The organism is Butyrivibrio fibrisolvens, from assembly GCF_023206215.1.
GTDB classification, from domain to species: Bacteria; Bacillota; Clostridia; order Lachnospirales; family Lachnospiraceae; genus Butyrivibrio; species Butyrivibrio fibrisolvens_C.
This window is the reverse complement of the sequence record NZ_CP065800.1, coordinates 2,765,679-2,788,950: the sequence shown is the minus strand read 5'-3', so window position 1 is coordinate 2,788,950 and position 23,272 is coordinate 2,765,679. Positions and strand designations below refer to the sequence as shown.

Annotated in this window: 25 protein-coding genes; 1 reads left to right on the top strand and 24 read right to left on the bottom strand. The window is 38.6% G+C overall.

What is annotated here, in order from left to right; all coding sequences use genetic code 11:
• Positions 1-95: 95 nt before the first annotated feature.
• From I7804_RS11520 to eno, 23 genes are all read right to left on the bottom strand, one after another.
• Positions 96-1,805: an ABC transporter permease gene (locus I7804_RS11520; RefSeq protein WP_248403608.1), complete on the bottom strand. Its 1,710-nt coding sequence runs from the start codon at positions 1,803-1,805 to the stop codon at positions 96-98.
• Between the two features lie 203 nt (positions 1,806-2,008).
• Positions 2,009-3,187, bottom strand: a complete 1,179-nt coding sequence (locus I7804_RS11515) for an ABC transporter substrate-binding protein (protein WP_022758579.1) — start codon at positions 3,185-3,187, stop codon at positions 2,009-2,011.
• 314 nt (positions 3,188-3,501) lie between these two features.
• A complete protein-coding gene (locus I7804_RS11510; RefSeq protein ID WP_248403606.1) occupies positions 3,502-4,269 on the bottom strand; it encodes a response regulator transcription factor in 768 nt (255 codons plus the stop codon).
• Between the two features lie 60 nt (positions 4,270-4,329).
• Positions 4,330-6,057, bottom strand: a complete 1,728-nt coding sequence (locus I7804_RS11505; protein ID WP_248403604.1) for a sensor histidine kinase — start codon at positions 6,055-6,057, stop codon at positions 4,330-4,332.
• A 76-nt stretch (positions 6,058-6,133) separates the two neighbouring features.
• Complete coding sequence (locus I7804_RS11500; protein ID WP_248403602.1) at positions 6,134-7,018, bottom strand: carbohydrate ABC transporter permease; 885 nt, start codon at positions 7,016-7,018, stop codon at positions 6,134-6,136.
• A gap of 25 nt (positions 7,019-7,043) precedes the next feature.
• The gene (locus I7804_RS11495; RefSeq protein WP_027205972.1) at positions 7,044-7,964 is read right to left on the bottom strand and encodes an ABC transporter permease; all 921 of its coding nucleotides are present in this window, start codon (positions 7,962-7,964) and stop codon (positions 7,044-7,046) included.
• Positions 7,965-8,055: 91 nt separating this feature from the next.
• A complete protein-coding gene (locus I7804_RS11490) occupies positions 8,056-9,552 on the bottom strand; it encodes an ABC transporter substrate-binding protein (RefSeq protein WP_248403600.1) in 1,497 nt (498 codons plus the stop codon).
• A 171-nt stretch (positions 9,553-9,723) separates the two neighbouring features.
• Positions 9,724-10,281, bottom strand: a complete 558-nt coding sequence (locus tag I7804_RS11485) for a DUF3990 domain-containing protein (RefSeq protein WP_248403598.1) — start codon at positions 10,279-10,281, stop codon at positions 9,724-9,726.
• Between the two features lie 134 nt (positions 10,282-10,415).
• Positions 10,416-10,634, bottom strand: coding sequence for a hypothetical protein (locus I7804_RS11480; protein ID WP_022753199.1), 219 nt, complete (start codon positions 10,632-10,634; stop codon positions 10,416-10,418).
• A 103-nt stretch (positions 10,635-10,737) separates the two neighbouring features.
• On the bottom strand, positions 10,738-10,887 hold the full coding sequence (locus I7804_RS11475; RefSeq protein ID WP_248403596.1) for a hypothetical protein: 150 nt from the start codon (positions 10,885-10,887) through the stop codon (positions 10,738-10,740).
• Between the two features lie 140 nt (positions 10,888-11,027).
• Entirely contained in the window at positions 11,028-12,020 is a 993-nt protein-coding gene (locus tag I7804_RS11470) for a DUF362 domain-containing protein (RefSeq protein WP_248403595.1), read from the bottom strand.
• A 364-nt stretch (positions 12,021-12,384) separates the two neighbouring features.
• Positions 12,385-13,575, bottom strand: a complete 1,191-nt coding sequence (locus I7804_RS11465; RefSeq protein WP_248403593.1) for a hypothetical protein — start codon at positions 13,573-13,575, stop codon at positions 12,385-12,387.
• A 16-nt stretch (positions 13,576-13,591) separates the two neighbouring features.
• Positions 13,592-14,671: a radical SAM/SPASM domain-containing protein gene (locus I7804_RS11460; RefSeq protein ID WP_248403591.1), complete on the bottom strand. Its 1,080-nt coding sequence runs from the start codon at positions 14,669-14,671 to the stop codon at positions 13,592-13,594.
• A 24-nt stretch (positions 14,672-14,695) separates the two neighbouring features.
• Positions 14,696-14,956, bottom strand: a complete 261-nt coding sequence (locus I7804_RS11455; protein ID WP_248403589.1) for a hypothetical protein — start codon at positions 14,954-14,956, stop codon at positions 14,696-14,698.
• A gap of 255 nt (positions 14,957-15,211) precedes the next feature.
• A complete protein-coding gene (locus tag I7804_RS11450) occupies positions 15,212-15,913 on the bottom strand; it encodes a hypothetical protein (RefSeq protein ID WP_248403588.1) in 702 nt (233 codons plus the stop codon).
• The gene (locus I7804_RS11445; RefSeq protein ID WP_248403586.1) at positions 15,891-16,658 is read right to left on the bottom strand and encodes a hypothetical protein; all 768 of its coding nucleotides are present in this window, start codon (positions 16,656-16,658) and stop codon (positions 15,891-15,893) included. Before I7804_RS11445 ends, I7804_RS11450 begins: the two co-directional genes overlap by 23 nt.
• 404 nt (positions 16,659-17,062) lie before the next feature.
• Positions 17,063-17,785, bottom strand: a complete 723-nt coding sequence (locus tag I7804_RS11440) for a Pr6Pr family membrane protein (protein ID WP_248403584.1) — start codon at positions 17,783-17,785, stop codon at positions 17,063-17,065.
• A 186-nt stretch (positions 17,786-17,971) separates the two neighbouring features.
• Positions 17,972-18,418: a flavodoxin gene (locus I7804_RS11435; protein ID WP_074756230.1), complete on the bottom strand. Its 447-nt coding sequence runs from the start codon at positions 18,416-18,418 to the stop codon at positions 17,972-17,974.
• A 236-nt stretch (positions 18,419-18,654) separates the two neighbouring features.
• Complete coding sequence (locus I7804_RS11430) at positions 18,655-19,374, bottom strand: sulfite exporter TauE/SafE family protein (protein WP_248403582.1); 720 nt, start codon at positions 19,372-19,374, stop codon at positions 18,655-18,657.
• Between the two features lie 182 nt (positions 19,375-19,556).
• A complete protein-coding gene (locus I7804_RS11425; protein ID WP_248403580.1) occupies positions 19,557-19,910 on the bottom strand; it encodes a hypothetical protein in 354 nt (117 codons plus the stop codon).
• A 161-nt stretch (positions 19,911-20,071) separates the two neighbouring features.
• Complete coding sequence (locus tag I7804_RS11420) at positions 20,072-20,632, bottom strand: VanZ family protein (RefSeq protein ID WP_248403578.1); 561 nt, start codon at positions 20,630-20,632, stop codon at positions 20,072-20,074.
• Positions 20,633-20,860 (bottom strand): hypothetical protein, encoded by a 228-nt coding sequence (locus I7804_RS11415; protein ID WP_248403576.1) that lies wholly within the window; start codon positions 20,858-20,860, stop codon positions 20,633-20,635.
• A gap of 341 nt (positions 20,861-21,201) precedes the next feature.
• A complete protein-coding gene (eno, locus tag I7804_RS11410) occupies positions 21,202-22,500 on the bottom strand; it encodes a phosphopyruvate hydratase (protein ID WP_027217828.1) in 1,299 nt (432 codons plus the stop codon).
• A gap of 232 nt (positions 22,501-22,732) precedes the next feature.
• On the opposite strand from eno, the gene I7804_RS11405 reads away from it, so the two are divergent.
• Entirely contained in the window at positions 22,733-23,023 is a 291-nt protein-coding gene (locus I7804_RS11405) for a hypothetical protein (protein WP_073387571.1), read from the top strand.
• 89 nt (positions 23,024-23,112) lie between these two features.
• Here the strand turns inward: I7804_RS11405 and I7804_RS18970 are convergent, their stop codons facing one another.
• A complete protein-coding gene (locus I7804_RS18970) occupies positions 23,113-23,238 on the bottom strand; it encodes a hypothetical protein (protein ID WP_282570408.1) in 126 nt (41 codons plus the stop codon).
• Between the last annotated feature and the right edge of the window lie 34 nt (positions 23,239-23,272).

Here is a 23,272-nt window from a genome sequence, read left to right as displayed (position 1 = left end):
AGTTAAGTGAATTAGTGATCCCTTGTCTCCGTTCCCAGGAATCATTCTTGCAAAATTTTGGTCCCTTGTTTACGTCCCGAGGGACTATTTTGGAGTTATTCAAGGTTTACATTTCTGCTGGTACCGAATCGCTTAATCACAAGGTTCATGATAAGAACAGAACTGTATGTGATGAATATCAGGATTGAAGCAAATGCACAGGCGATTCCATAGGAACCCTTTTCTGCGAATTCATTGATCTGAACTGTGATAAGCAGATACGAAGGCGTAACCAGAAGGATGATCGCACTAATTGCTGTTATACTCCTTACAAAAGATGTAACGAATCCGCTCAGGAAGCTGTCCTTAATAAGAGGAAGTGTCACAGTCATAAAAACTTTGAAGCTGTCTGCACCCATATCATAAGCAGACTCTTCTATACTTTTGTCTATCTGGCGAAGGGCTGATATTCCGCTTCTGGTGCCTGTCGGAAGGCTTCGAACTATAAAAACGATCACAAGTATAGCGCCTGTCCCATACAGTCCCTGCAGTATACCACTTCCGAAAAGTCCTCCTGAAAAGCCTCTTATGTAACCTATACCAAGAACAGTGCCGGGTACTGCCATAGCAAGCATGGATACAGCTTCTATAAAGCCCTTGGCTATAAATTTCCTCTTAACAACAAGATAAGATATTATCATGGACAAAAGAGCTGTGATCGGCGCCGATATAAGAGATAAGATGAAGCTGTCCTTAAAAGCTTTAAAGCCTTTATACTTACTAAATACCTGTCCAAACCACTTAAAAGTCAGATGAAAATCATATCCCCAAGTACGGAACATAGCCCCAAAAGGAACACATATATACATAAGGATTACAAAAATAGCAAGAGCGCTGCACAAGATAGAAAGCGGCACAGTCACGCTCCTTTCTGTTATGAGCATCCTCTGCCTTGATGCCTTACCAGAAAGCGTAGCTGTGCTCTTAGCTTCAAGATAATATTTCTGAACCACAAACATGAGAAGCGTTATAGTAAGTAGTACTACCGCCATAGCTGCGGCGCCCTCTTTGTCATAAGCCCCGGTTATCTGCAGATAGATAGTTGTTGCAAGAGTATCATAAGAGCCTCCGATGATCATAGGATTTGCAAAGTCAGCTATAGACTCTATGAAAGTAACAAGAAAGGCATTTCCAAGCCCCGGAAGTACCAGAGGCAGTGTTACAGTCATGAATACCTTAAATCTTGAAGCGCCCATATCTCTTGCAGCTTCTTCAAGAGACGGATCTATATTTTTCAAAAGACCCTTGAGCATCATATAACACACCGGGAAAAAAGTCAGAGTCTGAACTATAACAATCCCCCAGAAGCCATAGACGCTGTTGTCATATATTTTCAAAAGAAATCTTGTGATAATACCCGCTTTGCCAAAGAGCATGATCATAGAAAGTGATAAGACAAAAGGCGGTGATACTACTGGAAGAAGCGATACAAGCCTGAACAAAACTTCCATGAATCTTGTACGAAGTTTGACATATACTTCGACATAGGCAAACAAAAGTCCGATAAGAGCTGATGCTATTCCAACCAGAAATCCCACCTTTAATGTATTGGTTATAGCTCTTCTGAAATTCGCAAGAGCCATTATTCTTTTAAATATCTCAAGGGTAAATCCTTCTTCAGAGATAAAGCTGTCAACCAGAAGGATTGCAAGCGGATATAGAATGAACACAGTAAGAAATACTATAAGTAGAATAATGGTCATAACCATTATAGGATCGCCCAACAGCTTTTTTCTATCAAGGCTGGCACTTTGACTTTTTGCCATCTCAAGTCCTCCTTGCCCCATTAGCAAATGAATGATAGGTCTATTGTGTTAAAAACAGCAATTCAAGCATGGCACTTTGCATAATGTCATTATTTAAAAAGGCGGATGCTGTTATGAAACATCCGCCATATACTTTTACAATACTAAAAATAGATTTGGTTAGATATAAAAAGATTCTTTTATCAATTGCATTTACATATCTATCATTCCGTCTGGAAACGATCATCTGCTGCGCTGCCTAGAGCTGCCATAACTTCTTCTACATAAGTTGTAGTATTCTCTTTGGCATCTGCAAAGTCATAATCCATGACATTCTCAGGATCAAGACCGAACTCTGCAGCAACTGCAGGCTGGTCAACATTATCAAGTACCAGGAACTGATAAGAACCGTTCTGAGCTGCAAGTTCTACGCATTCAGGGCTAAGAGCATATTCGATCCACAGCTTGGCTGCATTTGGATGAGCGCATCCCTTGAAAATAGCTGTAGCACCAACTTCAAATGATGTGCCGGATGAAGGGATAACAAGTCCGATATTGCCATAGCCGTTATCAACGATCTGAGTGATACCATCATGTAAGAATCCAATACCTATAACGCATTCACCTGTACCAACATTCTTGGATGGTCCGGAACCTGATTTGGTATAAACTTCGATATTCTTATCAAGATCAACAAGATACTGAATACCTTCGTCATGACCGTATTTCTGGATCATTGTGTTAACTACAAGCTTGGCTGTACCGGCAGTATTATAGTTAGAAAGCCAGATAAGACCCTGATATTTCTCATCAAGAAGATCCTGCCAGTCAGTAGGAGCATCAAGGCCCATACGTTCCAGCTCATCATTATTGACCATAAATCCAAGGATTCCTTTGTAGATGCCATACCAGTATCCGTCTGCATCGCGGTAGGTATCGCTTATAAGATGGCTTGCATTTGTAGCTTCATAAGCTTCTAGAAGGCCTTCTCCTGCAGCAACGTTATAAGGATCTGTAGTGCCGCCAAACCATACATCACCTGATGGATTGCCGTTTTCTTCTTCAATCTTACTCTGAACTTCGCCTGTAGACAGACGCTGATAAGAAACAGTTATTCCGTAAAGTTCCTGGAAGTGTTCGCAGGCTGCAGCCAGATATTCTTCTTCGCAGGAACCATAGACGATAAGCTCGCCTTCAGCCTTTGCAGCTTCAATAAGAGCATCAAGGCCGGAAGTATCTTCTACATCATCTCCGTCCAGTTCCATGGTAGCTTCCTGCGAAGGAGTATTCCCGGTCTGGGTATCATCAGAGGGTGTATCTGTTCCGGAATCTGTTGATCCCCCACAGCCGATAAGACTACATGTCAGAAGTCCCGCAAGTACTAATGCCAGTTTCTTTTTCATATTCCTTCTCCTTTCAAAATGAATGTATAACTCAGCTTTCCCGGTCGAACCTTGGGAAAGGAATTATCTTGTGAAGCAAAACAAAAAAGACAATGAATATAATACGGTATTGTGATATGTATTGTGCGGTACTACATTCATGATATCACAATTTAGGCATTAATACTAATATATCGGATATTTATATAAATAATATGAAGCAGGTGTCAAAAGTTCCTTTTGATACCATATGACTACAGGATTGTTCCGTTTCTTCAAAACTCTCACAATCATGGACCGGCATCACTAAATGGGAAATTTTAGTTAATTAGAGTTCATATTTTTGCTTTTTGGCTCTGCCTGTATTCCTGCGGCGTCATGTTTACTTTTTCTTTGAAAAGTTTGGTAAAATATGACGCATAAGAAAGACCAATCTTCTGCGCAATTGTAGTGACAGGGAGATTAGTTTTTGCAAGAAGCTGCTTGGCTATTGTAATGCGCTTTTGGATAATATAATCAGAAAGAGACATACCGGTCTCTTTTTTGAATATTCTGCTAAGATAACCAGGACTTATGTGAACCATATTGGCAAGCTCTTCTCTTTGCAGATTGCCGACTGATATATTTTCTGCAATAAGCTTTTTGACCTGATCGACAACTTCTATCTGTGATTCATCAGTAAGATCCTCAACGATATCCTTAAGATCTACCGACTTCTCTCTTTCGTAGATCTTCTTCTCCATTTCAAAAAGAATATTTTCCAAAGTGTCATATTCTACAGGTTTAAGAAGATAATCTGTAACTCCAAGACGAAGTGCCTCGTGAACGAACTCGAACTCAGCATGACCTGTATAGAAAACTGATTCTACATAGTTTTTGTTCTCATGAACCCATCTGATCAGTTCTATACCGCTTCCTCCCGGCATTTCTATATCAGTTACCACCATATCTATAGAATAAGTCTTGAGCATTCTAATGGCAGTATCCTTGCTATGACACTTATATATTTTTGATATACCGACCTTCTTCCAATCTACGCCTTTTTCAAGACCTTCAAGAGCCGGCTCTTCATCATCAACTAGAAGTACACTAAATTCTCTCATATAACACCTTCGTGATAATCCACAACTTCCCGGAAATTTTTGGGCCTGTGGTTATAATTATCAGATATAATCATGACTCCCTAGATCAATATACGGAATCGTAATGATCGTAAGAGCGCCATTGTCGTTACATAGCCTAAGATCAGCTTTGTCATCATATATGATCTGCAATCTTCTATAGACATTAACAAGTCCGACATGACCCTCTATATGCATATTCTTATAACTATTATCAAGTAAACTTTCGGGATACCCCTCTCCATTATCATGAATAGTCAGGATCATGCTTTCCTTATCATCGCTTAGTTTAACTTTTACCTTTATAAGACAACTCTTCTTTGTGCTAAATGCATATTTAACACTATTTTCCACAAATGTCTGAATGATAAAAGGCGGAATCAGAGATTCTATAAGTTCATCAGGTATATCTTTTTCAAGTTTTATCTGCTTCTTGTATCTTATCTCCTGAATGTCCATATAACTGTCAAGAAATTCCAGCTCTCTTCTCAGTTCTACCATATCGGTAGCATCAGTGAACATGTACCTTGAATAATTGACTATAGCTCTTGATACGTGCTGTATCATCTCAAAGTTCCCTGCCTGAGCCAGTGAATATATGATATTCATCATATTGGCATAAAAATGCGGCTTGATCTGAAGCTGCAGATACTGCATAGTAGCTTTCTGGCCGTCAAGCTCTGATTCATACTTCTCGATCTTCAATGCTTTGATCTTGTCGATCATATGATTGAATGAATCTGCAAGGATCCTGAAATCCGTAATCGGAGTTTTAACATTTATAGATGATTCAAAATCTCCCTGCTCAATCTCATGCATGGTTCTAATGCCGCCTGTTATGGGATCTTCCACGAATCTTTTTACAAAAAGACGTGATGTAAAAAGTAGTATCGTAGTGATGACAAGTATCACCATAAACAGAATCCTTGTTCCAAGAAGCTCACCTTCTATGGCGCTTCGCGAAGTAAGTATACCAAAATAATACCCTGTGCTTTCGGACTGATATCCAACCTGCAGATAGGAACTGTCCCCAATTGACACATACTCCCCATCGTTTTCAGGTTTTATAAGCGCATCGGATATCTTGGATGATGCAAATATAAGATCACCATTTTCATCTGATGCAAAGCATATATCATTCTGGTTATATCTTGCATTGGCCAGGATATCAAGTATAGACTTTTGTGAAAGACCTATTATGCAGTAGCATCTGTCAAATTTCATAACTCTTAGAAGATATTTGGAATCACCACTTTCATATACCATATATCTTCCAAGGCTTGAATCACTAAGATATACAGAATCTGTTGATAATTCTTGTTTTAAAGCTTCACGAACAGTAAAGCTTTCATTATCTCCGGCTTCCAGCCATGTACCATTGTCCTCTGATGTTATATAGAGCATGTCAAAAGATACATTATCAGTCCACGACTGTACTCCCTGCACTATATGACTTAGTGCCTGCAAAGCGGCATGTCTGTCAACATAATCTTCATCATTAAGATAGGTATTACATAACTGGAAGATGGAGCCCGGAGTTCTAATATAATAACTCTGATACAGATACATATCTATCATTTCAAGAGAGTTCTCTATGGCCTTTTCACTGGCTGATACGCTTAGCTTAATATTTTTTTCTATATTATTGGTATACTGTCTTGTGATGACTATCTGTGTAAAAACATAGATCAGAACAGTCACAAGATATACGATCAGCCAGAAACTGCTGACCATCTTCTTAAATGAAAAAGTCCTACCCTCTTTGAACATATAAACCCCTAAAATACCATTAGGTGTCAAAAACTTATTTGACACCTAAATCTATATTTTCCTTATAAGCCGGCAATTACCCCTTAACAGCTCCTACTGTGAGACCTTTCATATAATACTTCTGGAAGAAAGGATACAGAGCGATCATAGGAAGCATTCCAACAACCGCTACTGCCATTCTAAGTGTAAGCGATGGTACGTTGGCCGAGTCGGTGGCAACCATAGAAGCATCCATCGACTGAGCCAGATACTGAGCATTAGTGAGCATATTATTAAGAAGAGCCTGAATACTTACAAGATTTTTGTCTGTAATATAGTATAAACTATTCGTCCAGTCGTTCCAATACATCAGAGCACGCATGAATCCGATAGTAGCGATTATTGGTGTACTAAGAGGCAGAACTATCTTAAAGAAAATACCGAATTCTGTCATGCCGTCAATTCTGGCACTTTCAAGAATCTCTCCCGGAATATTATTCTGGAAATAAGACCTTGTGATCATGATATGGAAAGCACTGCATAGAAGCGAAGGAAAAATAAGCGCTCCATATGTGTTCTTGATATGGAAAATATTACTCCACATCATATAGCTTGGAACAAGTCCTCCGGAAAACAGCATTGTGAAAAGCACATAGAAGCTGATTATTTTCTTGCCTGGAAGCCCCGGAACTGTAAGAGTATATGCTATCATAGTGGTCATGATAACGCTTAATACAGTACCGATCACTGTAACAGATACAGTTATAAAATATGAGTGGAATATACTGCCCTCACCGAATATATATTTATATGCTGTAAAGTCAAACTGCCTTGGCAATAGTGAATATCCGTATTTGATGACATCACTTTCTGCTAACATCGAAGACATGATAAGAAGTCCTATAGGGAACAATACCAGTAAACACATTATTATCATGATGATATTGTCAATTACCTGAAAAGATGTATCTTTTTTGACCATTAATATAACCTCCCCTTGATGATTCCTAGAACATCGCATTCTCTTTGCTGATCTTACGAACAAGCGTATTGGTAAGCATTACAAGACAAAATCCAACTACAGACTGGTAGAAACATGCTGCTGCGCTCATACCCATATTAGCGGTATTCATAAGACCTCTGTACACGTAGGTATCAATGGTCTGAGTTACATTAATTATAGCTCCGCTGTTCATCGGCACCTGATAGAAAAGGCCGAAATCTGAATTGAAGATCTTGCCTACAGCAAGGATTGTAAGCGTGATGATGGTAGGGATAAGGCACGGAACTGTTATCTTTATAAAGCACTGGAACCTGCCGGCGCCGTCAAGACTTGCTGCCTCATATAAACCGGGATCTATTGCAGACATATTAGCAAGATATAAGATACAGTTGGTTCCTATCATCTGCCACATATGAACGAATATCAATATGAAAGGCCACCATTTCTGCTCGCTGTAAAAAGATATGCTCTCAAAGCCCAGTGGCATAAGAATATGAGTATTGATAAATCCGGAGTCACCAGCCAGAAGTGAATTTGCAAGATATGATACGATGATGATGGACAGAAGGCTTGGGAACAGGATAACTGTCTGATATATTTTTCTGGAGACACTATTCTTGAGTTCATGCAAAAGGTATGCAACCAGAATTGACAGACATGTTCCAAGGATAATAAAACTTAGATTGTACAGGATGGTATTTCTTGTCATTATAAAAGCGTCAGAGCTTTGAAACAGGAACTTGAAGTTGGAAAGTCCTACCTTAGGGCTTCCAAAGATTCCGCCCTTAACTGTATAGTGTTCAAATGCAAGTATAAGACCACCCATCGGTATGTAATTGTTTATAAAAAAATATATCATAGCAGGAAGTGCCATTATATAAAACGGAATGAATCGCCTTAATTTAAGTACTTTTTTCTTGTTCATGTTATCTCCATTTTCGGATGATTATTGTGACAATTGCCACTTTTTAAATTGAGCGCACATCTTATGGATGCGCGCTCATATAAGCAAATTATCAATTAGCTAAAAACTCATCAAGCTGGCGCTGTTTCTCAGCGATAACTGTGTCAAGGCCTGCATCCTTAAGCTCTTTGTTGAACTCTTCAAGTGCAGTAGCCGGATCTAATGCTCCGCATTCAAGACCAATCTGATATTTGCTGCATACATTATCAAGCTGAGTGATCTCGTTTTCTACAGATGATGTGTCAAAAGCAAAACCAAGCGCTGAAGACTTCAAAGCAGAGTTATTGCTATCAATAAGGAGCTGAGCATAATCTGGATTTTCTGTATTCCAGCGGATCCTGTTAGTATTGGAGATACCACTTCCAAGGTGATATGTACATGTAGAGGAATCCTGTCCGTCTATATAATCACCCATTCCGTTTTCATCAAGTTTATAATGTGTTCCCTCGATGCCATATGCAATAAGTGTTCCAATCTCTTCATTTGAGAACCAGAAGTTAAGGAACTTCATGCAAGCTTCTGCATGTTCTGAATTGGACATTACAGTATATGTTACATTGTTATAAGTTCTGGCAGCGGGTGTTCCAAGCATTACGATATCGATAGGCTTACCGCATGTAGTAGACTGATAGAAACTTGTATTAAAATCTGTCTGACCCAGAGTTGAAAATGCTGCATCGTTCCTTGTAAGGGTAGGGAATCCATCTGTCTGTGTCTGGATATCCTTACTTGTGTAGCCCTTGTTGTACCAATCATGCATGATTGTGCAAAGCTGTGCGTATTCATCTGTTTCGAACAGGTTAGTTACTTCAGATCCTTCACCGCCGTTCATGAGTACGCCGTAGTTATTGCCAAGATCATCCCAAGTACCATACTGGAAGTTAGGAGCTGAATTACCATTGTTGGTTACAAAAGGAGTCATCTCAGGCTTTTTCTCTTTGACAACTTCCAAAACCTCTCCCCAGTCTTCGAGAGACTTCACATTGGCAACCATGTCCTGAAGTCCAAGCTCTTCTACAACATCGCTTCTATAGAGGATACCCATGGTCCATGCATATGAAGCATAGATAGGAATCGCATACTGTACACCATTTACTTCACCACTCTTTAAGAAGTCACCTTCCATAGCGATGATATCCTGACCATACTGCTGAACCAGATCTGTCAGATCATATGCAGCCCCCTGTGATACTGCATTTAGATATCCGCCGTAGTTAGCAAGTATATCAACATCTTCAGTCCCACTTAGGAAAAGAGAATACTGCTGGAACCACTGACCGAATTCATAGACATGAAATTCAACTTCTACACCAATCTCCTGCCTTGTGATCTCATTGACAGCTGCTGTTACATTTTCAAGATCATCAGATTTGCCGGAAGTTGGAAGATATATCTTGATCCTCTCGACTTCGCCTGACTGTGAATCTTCTGTTTCAGACTGCGTCTTGTCATTTGCGTTTGTGCCGGTCGTGTCAGATGAACCGCATCCTGCCAGGATCCCCATTGTCATGGCAGCAGACAAAAAAACACTTACTAATTTTTTCTTCATATATTTACCCTCCAAAGTTAATTGTAACTTCTCTCGATAAATAAAGGATATAGTAAGTGTTCTTATAAAAATATTCATTTGGAAACATTAATTTATACTTTTGTGACATATTTATATAATGATGTAGGTGTCAAAAGTCCCTTTTGACCCTTACGTCATATAATATATGGTTCATGAAGGCAATACTTCGTTCATCACCTTTGCAAATTCTGTCTGAAATGCCGTTTCTTCCTTTTTGACTACATCTCTGTATCTTTCAACTAATGCCGCATCTATGATCTCAGATGACAAGAACTTAAGAGCGGTAGCTCCTTTTTCTGTTTTGATGGTCACCTGAGTATAAACCGGGCCTATAGATAGCAGCTTAAGCGCAGCATCAGAATCTACATATCCGCTGGTTGTGATGCCGAACATATCATATATAGTATCTATAGCAATAGGACCTTGTATAACATCATATTCGGAATATATATCAGCTTTATGATTTCTATTAGCATTGATATACTCATACCACTTGCTGTCACGATCAAGCTTTAAGACATTAAGATCTGTCGTATCAAGCTCATATGTATTGATATAAGTATTCCTATCATTACGTATCCTTGACCAGCGGCGTGTAAAATCAAGGTCAGGACTCAAGTAAAAACCTTGGCCAAAATCAGCATTTTTTCTTCCAATATGTATATCAGGATTTTGAATCTCACTAAAACCGGTATGATATAGAAGCATACAAACTCCTTTGGTGGTCAACTCGCAATAACATTTACGTCAAGAAGTACATCCATTCGCTATAACTTAGAAAACTCCTCTGATTTACAAACAATCTAAAGGCGACATCGTCGATGCCGCCCACTAGATTTATATTACTTTTTGAATAGTCCCCCTGCAAGGTCTTTAAGATCGCCAAGATCAAGCTTTCCATCTGCTACAGCAGCCTGAACTTTCTTGATATCTTCTTCTGCAACATCGATATTTGCCTTTTTAAGAAGATCCTTGGCCTGCTTAGCATCAGCTTTTGCTATCTGAGCCATAAGCTCCTTGTTCTCACTAACCTTTTTGATGATTGCTGCAATGTCTGCCATTTCCCATGTCCTCCTTAGTATTTATGACTTAAGTTTAAGTAAAGCCTTACAGAACAAAAATACGAGACTGCGTAACAAGTCCTACATTTACAGTATAATATCGTTATTTGCTTTTATCTTTTGCCATAGCATCCCTTATAGCCTTGGCCAAAACTTCTTCCGAAGCATTTTCAAGAGCCTTAGCTTTTGGGCTCTTTTTTACTTTTAAATCTTGCAATCCCTGATCCTTCGAAGAAGTGGTTTTCTTATCCATAGTAGATGCCTCTTTCTAAAAAATGCATCAAGTTCTAAAACTTCACACTTGGATGTTGTAGTATCATTAAGGAATATACTGTTCGTCTCAGTAAAATGATACCGCAACATCCAAGTAGCGCTTAGAGTAGCTATAAAGTCTTACTTCCTGGGATCCATCCTTACAAATGGCTTGAGATCCTTCACAGCATCAGCGCGGCTTATCTCTACATCACCGTTATCGATATCGATCAGCTTGTACCTGTCATTGCCCATGCCAAGTTCTTTCATGTAAGATAGCTGTCTGTGACCATGTCTTGTCTCGATTCTCTCGATCATGTCCCTGTGCTCATCTTCTGTCATGGCATAAATGAGATCTACGCAGGCCTGATCTACAGCCAAGATATCTGTTGATGCCAGAATACCAACGTCAGGAGTAACTACAGGCATAGCCTCGACACCTTCACAGTCGCAGGATACGCTCATATTCCTCATGACATTGACATAGGTAATATGCTTGCCAAAATAGTCTATCGTAGCCTTTGTAGACTCTGTTATCTTCTCCATGAGTTCTTCTGTATTAACACCCCAGTCATTACCATCCTTGGCATGTATCCACATCTTGCCCACACGACCGTCTGCGCAGCCAATGCCGATATTCTTATTACTTCCGCCAAAACCGCCCATTGTATGGCCTTTGAAGTGAGTCAGGACGAACATAGAGTCATAATCTGTCATATGAGAACCGTGGCTCATCTCTTTGAACCACTTACCACCCTTAACAGGAAGTGTGATAGTGCCATCTTCATCCATAATATCAACAGTTGTGAAGTCCCATCCGTTAACAGACAGAGTCTTTCTATGATCTTCTGTTGTATATCTGTCACCCTTATAGAAAGTGTTGGTCTCTACAATTGTTGCATTCTTAAGACTTTCCTCGGTTTCAAGCACTTCTTTGACCCAGGAAGAAGGTATGATATTGGGTCCTTTAGGCTCTCCTGTATGAAGCTTTATAGCTATCTTACCTGTAATATTCTGATTGACCCTTTCATAAGCCTTCTTGATACCTTCAGCTGATAAATCTCTGGTAAAATAAACTACAGATTCAGCACCTGTTCTTGATTCATAGGGAATATACTTAGATCCATCCGACATATTGTACCTCCTAAAACTATTCATTTTTGCAACGATGATTTCATGATCATCAATACATTGAAACACTATGACAATAGATAGTAATATGTTTTTGACTGACGAACAACGCAGTAAATGCGTGTTTCTGATATATATTCAAGAAGTCATATAATTATATTCACATTATCTATTTTATCATGCTATATAATGATTTTGGCAATACAAAAGATATTATAAATACAAAAACACTTCTTTATTGGATGCTCTGTCCAAGAAAGAAGTGTTTTTGTAGTTAACTACCTAATACCCGACGTTTTTTAAATCTTACTCATTCTTCCCACTTGAACGGACCGGTATCCCCAAAGGGGGAAGTTTGAGTATCTTATTACTGCCTGTACTTTGTAATAGAATCATCATATGTTCCGCCAGAATCAGATTCCTGCCATGTCTCATCAGAGCCTTCATAAGGAACGAACTTTTGGGTGTTTTCATCAAAAGTTGCATTGTGATATTCTATCGTGCCGCTGCCATCATCATTCTGAGTAGTCTTGGAATAATTAACATTGATGATACCGTTATCTCTCTTATAGATATCACCTATCTCATATCCTTCACTTTTAATCTGTGCTGCAAGATCGAATCCGCAAGCCTTTGCAAGATCCTTTTCTGATATCAAAGTGCCAACATATTCTTTGAAATCTCCTGATTTTTGATCATAGTAGAAGTAATAGTCTTTATAGGTATGACCTGTAAAAACTCCCTCAGATTCATGTCCGGCTTCATAATCATAAAAATAGTCATATACATTATAAATAATACAATATCCGTCAATATCTGTATTCTCATAGAAATAGCCAAGGCCTGATATGCAGGATTCTTTATAAGTACCATCTTCTATATAATAGATCAGGGAGTTAACAGAAGTTGTATAAGACTCCTCCAGACATATAAAAACTCTGTCTTCTACTGTGTATTCTTTAAAAATATCCCGAACATCAGCTCCGCTAAAATAGCCGTTTTTTACAACATCACATTCATCATCATCTACATAATATACTGTGCCATAGCACTCAGAATATTCATCAGCGTCTTCTCCAACGTACACAAAACCTTCTGCAGATCCGTCGCCATCATAATCAGCTATTAGATATGTTATAGAATCATCACCTGAAGCTCCTGCTTCTAAAGCAGCTTTATTCATAAGTCTGTCTTTATCTCTGCTCGAAGCTTCTTTGGCAGCAGCTCTCTTAGTTTCTTTTGCATCATCAGTAGTATTAGAATCTTCTTCAGGCATATCACTTGATGATTCATTTGAAGCTTTATTTGAAGCTTTATTCGATGCTTCAGTCAAGCTTTCATCAGAACTATCATTAGATGCATCTCGATCATCAGACGCAGAATTATCTGATGCAGATAGTTCTTCTGTAGATTTTCCCGAATCTTCTGTAGACTCTTTTGCAGTATCTAAGCTGCTTTCTGTGAATTCACTTGTAGAACTATCGGTCATACTTGGTGAAGAGCAGGCTGATAGTACAATTGTTCCTAATAATATAGATCCAATAATTCTTTTTTTCATGTTTAACCTCATGTTTTTATGGAAACAATGCATTTTTAAGACATAGTCGCTGAGTTTTAGATACATAATCCCAGGTATGGAAAGCTCCACCCATACAGTACTTACGATCTGCGCAGTTTGCACATTTTTCATCCTCTATGCCCTTATCATAGCGGAATGCTTTAAACTCATTTTTCCAGATATCTGAAAATCTTCTCTCGTGGATATTGCCCTGTATGATACCGGGCTGAGATCTATCGATATCAAGGCATCCGTAGACATCACCTGTGGAAGTGATACTGGCCACGGTAACTCCTGCCATGCAGAAAAAGTACCAGTCCCTGACTTCTCTTTCGTATTCAAGGCCAAGATAGTGGCAACAGCCATAACTTACAGGATCGTTATCAGCTCTTTTGCTGCGTATAAAATCCATAATGGTGCGATGATCATCATCTGTAAGAAGAAGCTCTGGATGCTCTAGAGCTCTTCCTATTGGCTCTATGCCCATAACACGCCAGGAGTCGATATCAACGCCGCACATGATCTTATATAGAGATTCTAACTCTCCTATGGTCTCATGATTTACAACAGTTGTAACCATGATATTATCAAAGCAGTGAAGATCTATGAGATTCTGTATGCCCTCCATTGCTCTTTTATAAGCACCTTTAAGGCCTCTGATCCTGTCGTGAGTTTCAGGAAGGCCGTCTATACTTACAGAGATCGTGTTCATGCCACATCTTTTAAGCATCCGGGCAACTTCCGGAGTTATGAGGATAGCATTAGATGTCATGCCCCACTTAAAACCCAAAGAATGAGCATAACTCATAACTTCTTCAAATCCTGAATATAATAAAGGCTCTCCTCCTGTTACATTGATCTGTGGAAGAGCGCCTTCATAATCTTCTTTTAACTGATCCAGTATCTCTTTCCACTGCTGCGGTGGCATCTCATCTGAGTGCACATCACCGCATCTTGATCCGCAGTGCCAGCAGTGCTCGTTGCAATTTAGTGTAAGTTCAAAGAAAAGCTGTCTTAGTATAGGCTTTTCAAAGAACTTAAGTCGCAGATCGTGCTGCAGATCAAGGTGGGATAGTTTCATTTTATTCTTATTCATAAAACAGTTCCTTAAGTTATTGATTCAGTACGCTAGCGGAGGTCCATATACGTCTTCAGGTTCGGGTTCAGGATAATCTTCCTTGGTGTAGTCCAGTGAAGACTCATCATTACCACTATTCTTACTATTTATACTATCTGTATCATCATCGGCAGTGGTCTCGTAAGAACTATCGTCCTCATCCGGTTCATATGTAGCCGGCCCATAACCGCAGGCTGCTGTAAGTACCATGCTTGCTATACCAAGAGTTGTGGCAATAACAACTTTCTTATTCATCTTTTTCATATACGATCTCCCAAGTATCCTGGCCTATAGCCTTATTATATAAAGTCGTAAGGATTTCAAAAAAATGTAAAAACACACGGATGTACTTAAATAATCCATGATATTGTAGCGCTATTACTTATACTAAAGATATCATTTATATTAAAGTTATCACTTATACCATTGCCATCATTATTATACAATAGCAAAATCCCCACGAAACCGCAAAAACATTAATCATCATCTAATTGATAATAGTTATCATTTAGGTGATGATCACTCGTTGCCCCATATTTCTACGAATCTTTCAAATCTTGGCAATCTGATCTTTATATATCCTCTTTCTTCAGCATCAACTATGTGTTTATTTAGAAGTCTGCTACGATACACCGGATAAGTTGATTTGTTTTTCATCAGGTTCTTGATATTCTCAGCTTTACCATCTTTAGATCTGCATATGCACCTGATGACTTCTTTCTCTCCTTTGCTAAGAGACTTCCACACAAGGTCATAGGAATCCCTGAATAGAATCCTCTCATATTCCGGGATAAGATCATCTATTGTTTCTTCTTTTGCTTTAACAAAATATAAAGATCCAAGCACCTGATAGGCATATGCGTATCCATTTGTTTCTTCCTCTAACTTTTTGGCTTCCAGCGCATCTACTTTTAAGAGCTTTTGATACATCGCAGTTATATCGTATTTATTAAGTGCCTTAATCTCAATGGAATCGGCTCTTTTAAAAAATGTCTGATTTTTCTCGGATGAAAATTCTTCGATGTTTTCTGATAGACCTGTCACCAGCAGATAGATCTGCATTCCCTCAAGTATCATAGAACCTATCATCGAAAGTAGTTTTACCATTTCAGGCGTTTTAGAGATATCATCAATAGCAACCAGAACTTTATATTTCTTTTTATTGGCTGCTGCAATCATCTTGGAAAGTGTAGCTTCGTCAGAATAAAGGCTTTTTGCCAATAATCTTAATTATTGCTGCATCATCAGATTCACCATATAGCTCTTTGATATGCTCGAATATCCGCATCCAGGACTCATCTGGTTTTTCCTTATAGGCAGCCGTCACAACATTCCTACCCCATACAGCCTCAGGGCTCATCATGACAGATACAGGCATTCCATATTCTTCTCCGCGCTTATTCTTCCTACGGATAAAATCCGTGATAACAAGATAAGTCTGCATCTGAAGTCCTGTTACGATTCCAGGATAGTTCTTACTTCCTTCCTTGCCAAAACCGCATCTTTTCTTAAGCTCTGTGGAAAGAATCTTTTCGTTACTATAAACAGTATCGCCATTTTCATCCTCATAGACATATACATCCATGATAGACTTCTCCCTGCGATTGGCCATGCCATCTTCCCATCTTGCATCAAAATCATATCCGGACCTTCTATAGTTTACAAAATAAGGGAGCCACTTAAGACTGATGAACCCGGCTTTTTTATCAAAAAACTTGCCATAAGCAATCTTGCCGCGCCTTGCGATTATCTCACGCCACTTCCATGGATCCTTGGCTTCGATATCAGTCCACCAGTACTTAGGATCAGTCCATTCCTCTACAGAGAATCCCGCAACTTCATTACCAAAAAGCGGCAGGAATCCAATCTCCTCTATATAGTTCTCAAGATCGCTCACCGTGTGTATGCAATCAGGATCATTCCATGATACCCCATGCATGATCCACTCACCATTTTCTACTGACATAAAAAGCTCCTACTAACTATACAACTTTAGATAAGTCATTTTCTCATTTTGTCATCTATGACATAAGATGTTTTCTGAGTCGCTATCAATAATTATAGCATTAAAAACGCATCTTTTCGCGTGAACGTTTATCCGCATTGTATATTTATAGTATACCAAGAACCGACTTAGTCAGTTTATATTTAATATAATTTATTTACAATCGCTAATATGTATCTTGTTTTCGAATACGCGTTTTAGTTATAACTTTTCGCGTTATGTCCGATCAAGTCAATATCCATCAACAATTATCTGACTACAGTATCTCGTTTCGCGGCATTGCATTATCGTTATTACCGCTTTATATATTTGCCATTAAGTGCAGCGGCGATTATTTCCAATACTACGATCTACACACCCTCTCATTACTTATTTCTGATATAATCAGCTATTGTCAGATAGCAGTACCCTACTATTAATAAAAAGACTAATAGTAACAGTATCCACCACGCACTTCCCATAAACGGCAGTTCGTCGGTAAATCCAAAAGCTCCGGCATTACTTCCCCAGTTAAGAAAAAAATATGGATAGTTAATGCCGTTTGCAAATTCCCATCCCCTTACGTAACCGACTCCGGCATAGATTGCATATAAAACCGGCGGAATCGTAACATAAAAGACACAGCTTTTCTTAATGTTAAGAACACTACTTGTTACGAAGAAATCGATAACAGCGGCAACAGGCACTACAAGATGAGTCAATGTATTTTGAATATTCCAGGCCTGTGCACCAAGAGTAGGCGCAAGTACAAGCCCAAATACAACTCCTGTAAGAGTGATCGATACTGTTCCAACGAATTTGATAATGTACCAGAGTTTACTGATTCTTTTATTTGTATATAAAAAATATGCTCCTATAACACTGATCAAAGCTATTGCAATATTAGACTGTATAGTAAAATACATAAATACAACGCTTCCGCCCATGAAGGAATCACGGCCTGCATAGTAGCTTAAAAATATTCCTACTAACGCAGATAATATAACGATAATCTTAAAAACAAGGCTTATGCTCTTAGTTATGGGCTTAAGGCTCTTATACTGTTCATCTTTATAATAAGTTGATTTTACTGTTCTTTTCGTACTCATAATTCTATTAATTATTATTACCTTTTTATACTTGTTACCTTTGATAAATCCGGATACAATTGTGGCCAATCAGCACTGTAACTAACTAGTACTGATTGGCCCCCGTTTAATTCAGATCATAGAAGTGACTTGATGCAAGCTTAAGCATCTGCTGCATCAGCTGTTGGTGTGAATCTTGCAATCACATTACCAGTTCTGTACTTCGTCAGCATTGTGTACAAGCTTAGCTTCTACAGATGATGCACCCTTAACATATTCAGAGAGCTTCTCTGCAGTCTTACCGATACCGCTTCCACCTGATGTTGCAAATGCATATACTTTCTTACCTTCCCAGTTATAGTCCTTGCAGAAAGTGTAAACTACTCTTGGAGCAGCTGCGTACCATATCGGGAATCCGACATAAACTGTATCATACTTATCAAAATCTGCAACCTTCCCTGCAACAGGAACATCCTTACTTCCAATCTGTTCCTTGTTACATCTTGAAAGTGGATTAAGATAATTGATATCAGCCTTGGAATAAGGCTCTACAGGTGCTATCTCAAATACATCCGCCCCTATGCTCTTGGCAAAGTCCTTGGCGACCTGACCAGTTCTTCCCCCTACGCTAAAAAATGTAACCAATGTACTCATAAATATGTCCTCCTTCTTTATATCGAATTATTCTGATATTAGTACAATATCTAATAAAAAATCTCTTGAAAAATCAGATATATTTTGCACAATACAATAGTATCATAGCATATTCTGATTTCAAGAGATTTTATATACATTTAATATTTTGGGCTTATTAAAAAGGACTTTTTAAGCAGATAAATTCATATTCGATTTCGAGCAAGCTCGAATCGAAATGAATTTTGGTCCATACGTCATATCATATTATTAACTATAAGAGCAATGCCGGAAATAATGAGAAGTACTATCACGCACTTTTTTACAATCCTATCATTTAGTATCTGAGCACTCTTCATACCCAAAAACAGCCCCAACAAGACGACAGGCATCAGCACTGCTGCACTTATTAGTGTCTCCCGGGTTATAACGCCCAGAAGGCTGTACAGGATCACTCTGAAGGTGTTATCTACTATAAATACAGCGCTTATATTAGCCTTAAATTCATCTGACGATTCTGTAACTCTTCCTACATAGGCTGCCAGTAACGCACCTATTCCAAAGAGGCCGCACAGCATACCTGATAAAAGACCTATTATAGTCAATACAATTTTAGACTCGCGTACTTTAGAAGTTCTAAATTCTCTATAGAACATCTCTGCTCCGATAAGTACAATGACAAATCCGCATATTATCTTAAGATATCTAACATCTATACTTTTTAAAAGCAGTGCTCCCGGAATACTACCTACAATCACAAGTAGCGCAAGAGGCGCAAAAACTGATATTTTAAACTTCTTCCTGTTTTTAAAAGTAAGGATGATATTGGCAGGATATCCAAGAAGTAGTTCTACAGGCGATATACTGACATTCGCAGCTCCAAATCCCATTATTGATGTAAATATAAGCGTATTAGCAAATCCGCACAGCCCCTTTATAAAAAAAGCTGTAAACGTAGCAACGATCCAAAGAACCAAAATATATCTCCCTTCGACTTGATTATTCCAGATGCCCTTTTACCCAGGTAGATGGCCTTACAGAAATGCTTGCACCTATGCTTCATAGCGATATGGCAGGTGCATAAAAATTAGTAGATAATAGTAAAAGCCCTGCAGCTTTAAATCGCAGGGCTTTTATTATTATGTAATCTTCAAGACTATCAATATGCTTCTTTTCTTTTGTGAAATACACTTTGAAGTATGAGCCCTGTTCCCAAAACAACAGGTACAAGTACCAGCAGAATATCTGTAAGCGACACATATGCAAAGTATAGTTCAGTGCCCATGATAAGTGATATCACAAGAAGTGCAAGCGAAAAGATAAAGCATCCAACTGTAAACTTATTCTTATTAACTACCACTGCAATTGCAGATAGCAAAAGAAGAACCAGAACAATAGCTGAAGTACTCATCCTTCCAAATCTATAGAATCCAAAGGATGATACCCTTACCATTTTAAATAACATAAATAAGCCGATAATAACAAGAGCCCATCCAAGTGTTTTTTTTGACATATAATTCTCCTCCAAAACAAATCTTCTGACTAATAAGTATACGACAACTGACGCCTTATAGCAAAGCCCTTTAGTACAAAACATAAATTCTCTAAAACCAGATACTCTATTGTTAGATCATATGGACCACTACAACCAGGATCAAACTCCACTTTCAAAGCTCATGTAGCACGTTGTCTCCTTGATGCGTAAGCACGCTTTATTCTTCGTATTCCAAAATATATAACTGCTCCTATCGCAGCCCCCGTTGTATTAAGGATAAGATCATCAACATCGCTGCATCTGTCAAAAAATGGAAGCTGGCTAAGCTCTATCAGAAGCGTAAAGCCAAAACCTGCAAGAACGGTCTTTTTTATGTTATCAAGTTCTTTAAAGCATATCGGCCAGACAATTCCCACCGGAACGAACATGAGTATATTGCCTATGATATTGATCTGCCATCCCGGATATACATCTGTCAGAAAATTAAAAGGAATCAGATTGATTCTAGGAGGAAACATCAGGTTCTTTACAAATACAAGTGGAGCAATCCCATATATATCATGCTCCAAGGGAAAGTATACAAATCTGCATATAAATATAATACAGATATATACAGCCAGTAGCTGGATTTCTCTTTTTATACTTACTTTTTGGTTCTTTATTCCTATAATAAATCTGAATAAAATCCATGCGATGGTTACCAATAGCATCATCACATGGAATCTGATCACTATATACATTTAATATCCTCTTACGCTGACATACTTATCTATATTGATATGTGTCTTGTCCTCATCATTATCTCTATAATGAGTTACATTGCCTGGTGGTGTAAAACTTGACCAGTCCTTATTTGGAACACCGCTATCAGGGGCTATATTGCCAAGTATAAATGTCTCTTCATTAAGCCCCTTGATTCTTGTTAGAAGTTCGTCTGCGATACGCAAGTGTACCATCCAAGATGCCATATGGTTCCTCCCTTAATTACAATCCTTTAAAGTATAATATGTCTAGTTGCTATTTGTATAGATTTTGCATGATAAGTTCATGCTTTTTTAATATAAAGGATGCCCTAAGGGCAAGGTCAATATATAATTATCGATAATATGTTTGGTAAGTGCTTAAATTCTTATCTTGAAGTAGATATTGATATCAAAAGTTTAAACTATCAAAATCCCGTAGCTAATACCAGAAAAGCTACGGGATTTTTTACGGGATATTTTTATCAAAAATTATACGTGGTAATGTCTTGTTAAGTGTCTGTTATTGACGCAAAAAAATATTTATTGTTTTTTACAAAATAGCTATATCACTTCTTAACGTTGAACGCCTTCATTCCTGGATATCTTGCTGCATCACCAAGTTCCTCTTCTATTCTAAGAAGCTGATTGTACTTGGCAACACGCTCAGAACGTGAAGGAGCGCCTGTCTTGATCTGTCTAGTGTTAAGTGCTACTGCAAGGTCTGCGATAGTTGTGTCTGCTGTCTCACCTGATCTGTGAGAAGAAATTGCAGTGTAGCCGTTCTTGTTTGCAAGCTTGATAGCTTCAAGCGTCTCAGATACAGATCCGATCTGGTTGAGCTTGATAAGGATTGAGTTAGCAGCGCCGTTTTCAATACCCTTAGCAAGACGCTCAGTGTTAGTAACAAAGAGGTCATCACCTACGAGCTGAACCTTGTGACCGATCTTCTCAGTCATTCTCTTCCAGCCTTCCCAGTCTTCTTCATCAAGACCATCTTCAATTGAGATGATAGGATACTTGTCTACAAGTGACTCCCAGTGTGCGATAAGCTCATCTGAAGTAAACTCTTTACCGGACTTAGGCTGCTTGTAGAATCCTTTACCTTTCTCACTCTTCCACTCAGAAGAAGCAGCATCCATAGCGATCATGAAGTCCTTACCAGGCTCATATCCTGCATCCTTAACAGCTTCAAGGATAGTCTCGATTGTCTCTTCATCACTTGTAAGGTTAGGAGCAAATCCGCCCTCATCACCTACAGATGTAGCAAGGCCTCTAGACTTAAGGATCTTAGCAAGTGCATGGAATACTTCTGCACACCATCTGAGAGCTTCCTTAAATGAAGGAGCACCTACAGGCATGATCATGAATTCCTGTGTGTCTACTGTATTGGTTGCATGTGCGCCGCCGTTTAAGATATTCATCATAGGAACAGGAAGGTCTGTAGCCTGAATTCCGCCAAGGAATCTGTAAAGAGGAATATCAAGAGATACAGATGCTGCTCTTGCAGCTGCGATAGATACAGCAAGGATAGCGTTAGCACCAAGCTTTGACTTATCCTTAGTTCCATCAGCAGCAATCATTGCTGCGTCAATTGCATATATATCAGATGCATCCATTCCAACGATCGCATCTGCGATAGGTCCATTAATATTAGCTACAGCCTTGGATACACCCTTACCAAGATATCTGGACTTGTCTCCATCTCTAAGCTCAAGAGCTTCAAACTCACCTGTTGATGCGCCTGAAGGTGCTGTTCCCCTTGCTACAGTTCCGTCTACAAGAGTAATCTCTGCTTCAACTGTAGGATTTCCACGAGAATCAAGGATCTCTCTTCCAATGACTTTTTCGATTTCAAGATAATTCATACTTCCACCTTTCTGAATGCCGGTATATACCGGACTATACTGAGTAATTTGTCCTTAACGCTTCTTTGGCGTAAGTGTTTATGAATTGTTTAGAGTTAGCTTCTGCTAACCATATAACATTAGCATTAGCTAACAATTATTTCAATATATTATTTAAATTTCTTTAGGATATTTTTAGTTCCGTATTATATCGTATCCTCGTAATATTTGATCACACAAGAAAGGAAATACAATGTCAGCCCTAAATATTCAAGGCACAAGCAGCTACCAGATGCAGCTTCAATCATACAGCAGTAAGATAAACGAGTTACGTAAAAAAGATGATAGCTCTTCAATTTCACTGGCATCATCACTGAAACAGCAATATACTTCAGTACAGAGCAATCTTGCGTCAGTAGTCTCTTCAAATAACGCTTATGTAATAAAACGAATCAAAGAAAAAGAAGCACTGGATCGTTATATCTACAACAAGGAAGCGCAAAAAGAACAGATTAACAGTTCATCATTTGAAGCCTCTGTATAAAAAATTAGTGGATAAAAAAGACGTATGAAACAAAAATCCCATACGCCTTAAAGTTTTATGAATAGTAAATAGATTTATTCTTTAAAACATTAATCAAGCAGATCTAGTTCACAGATGCCTCCGCTGTATACATCCAATCCTGCAATAGAAGCACCGGTTCCATGAGGAGCTAAGATATACCATTTTTCATCATATTGGATCGCATCAACAAACATAACATAGTCTTCACCGTCAATCTCAAGTTCAACA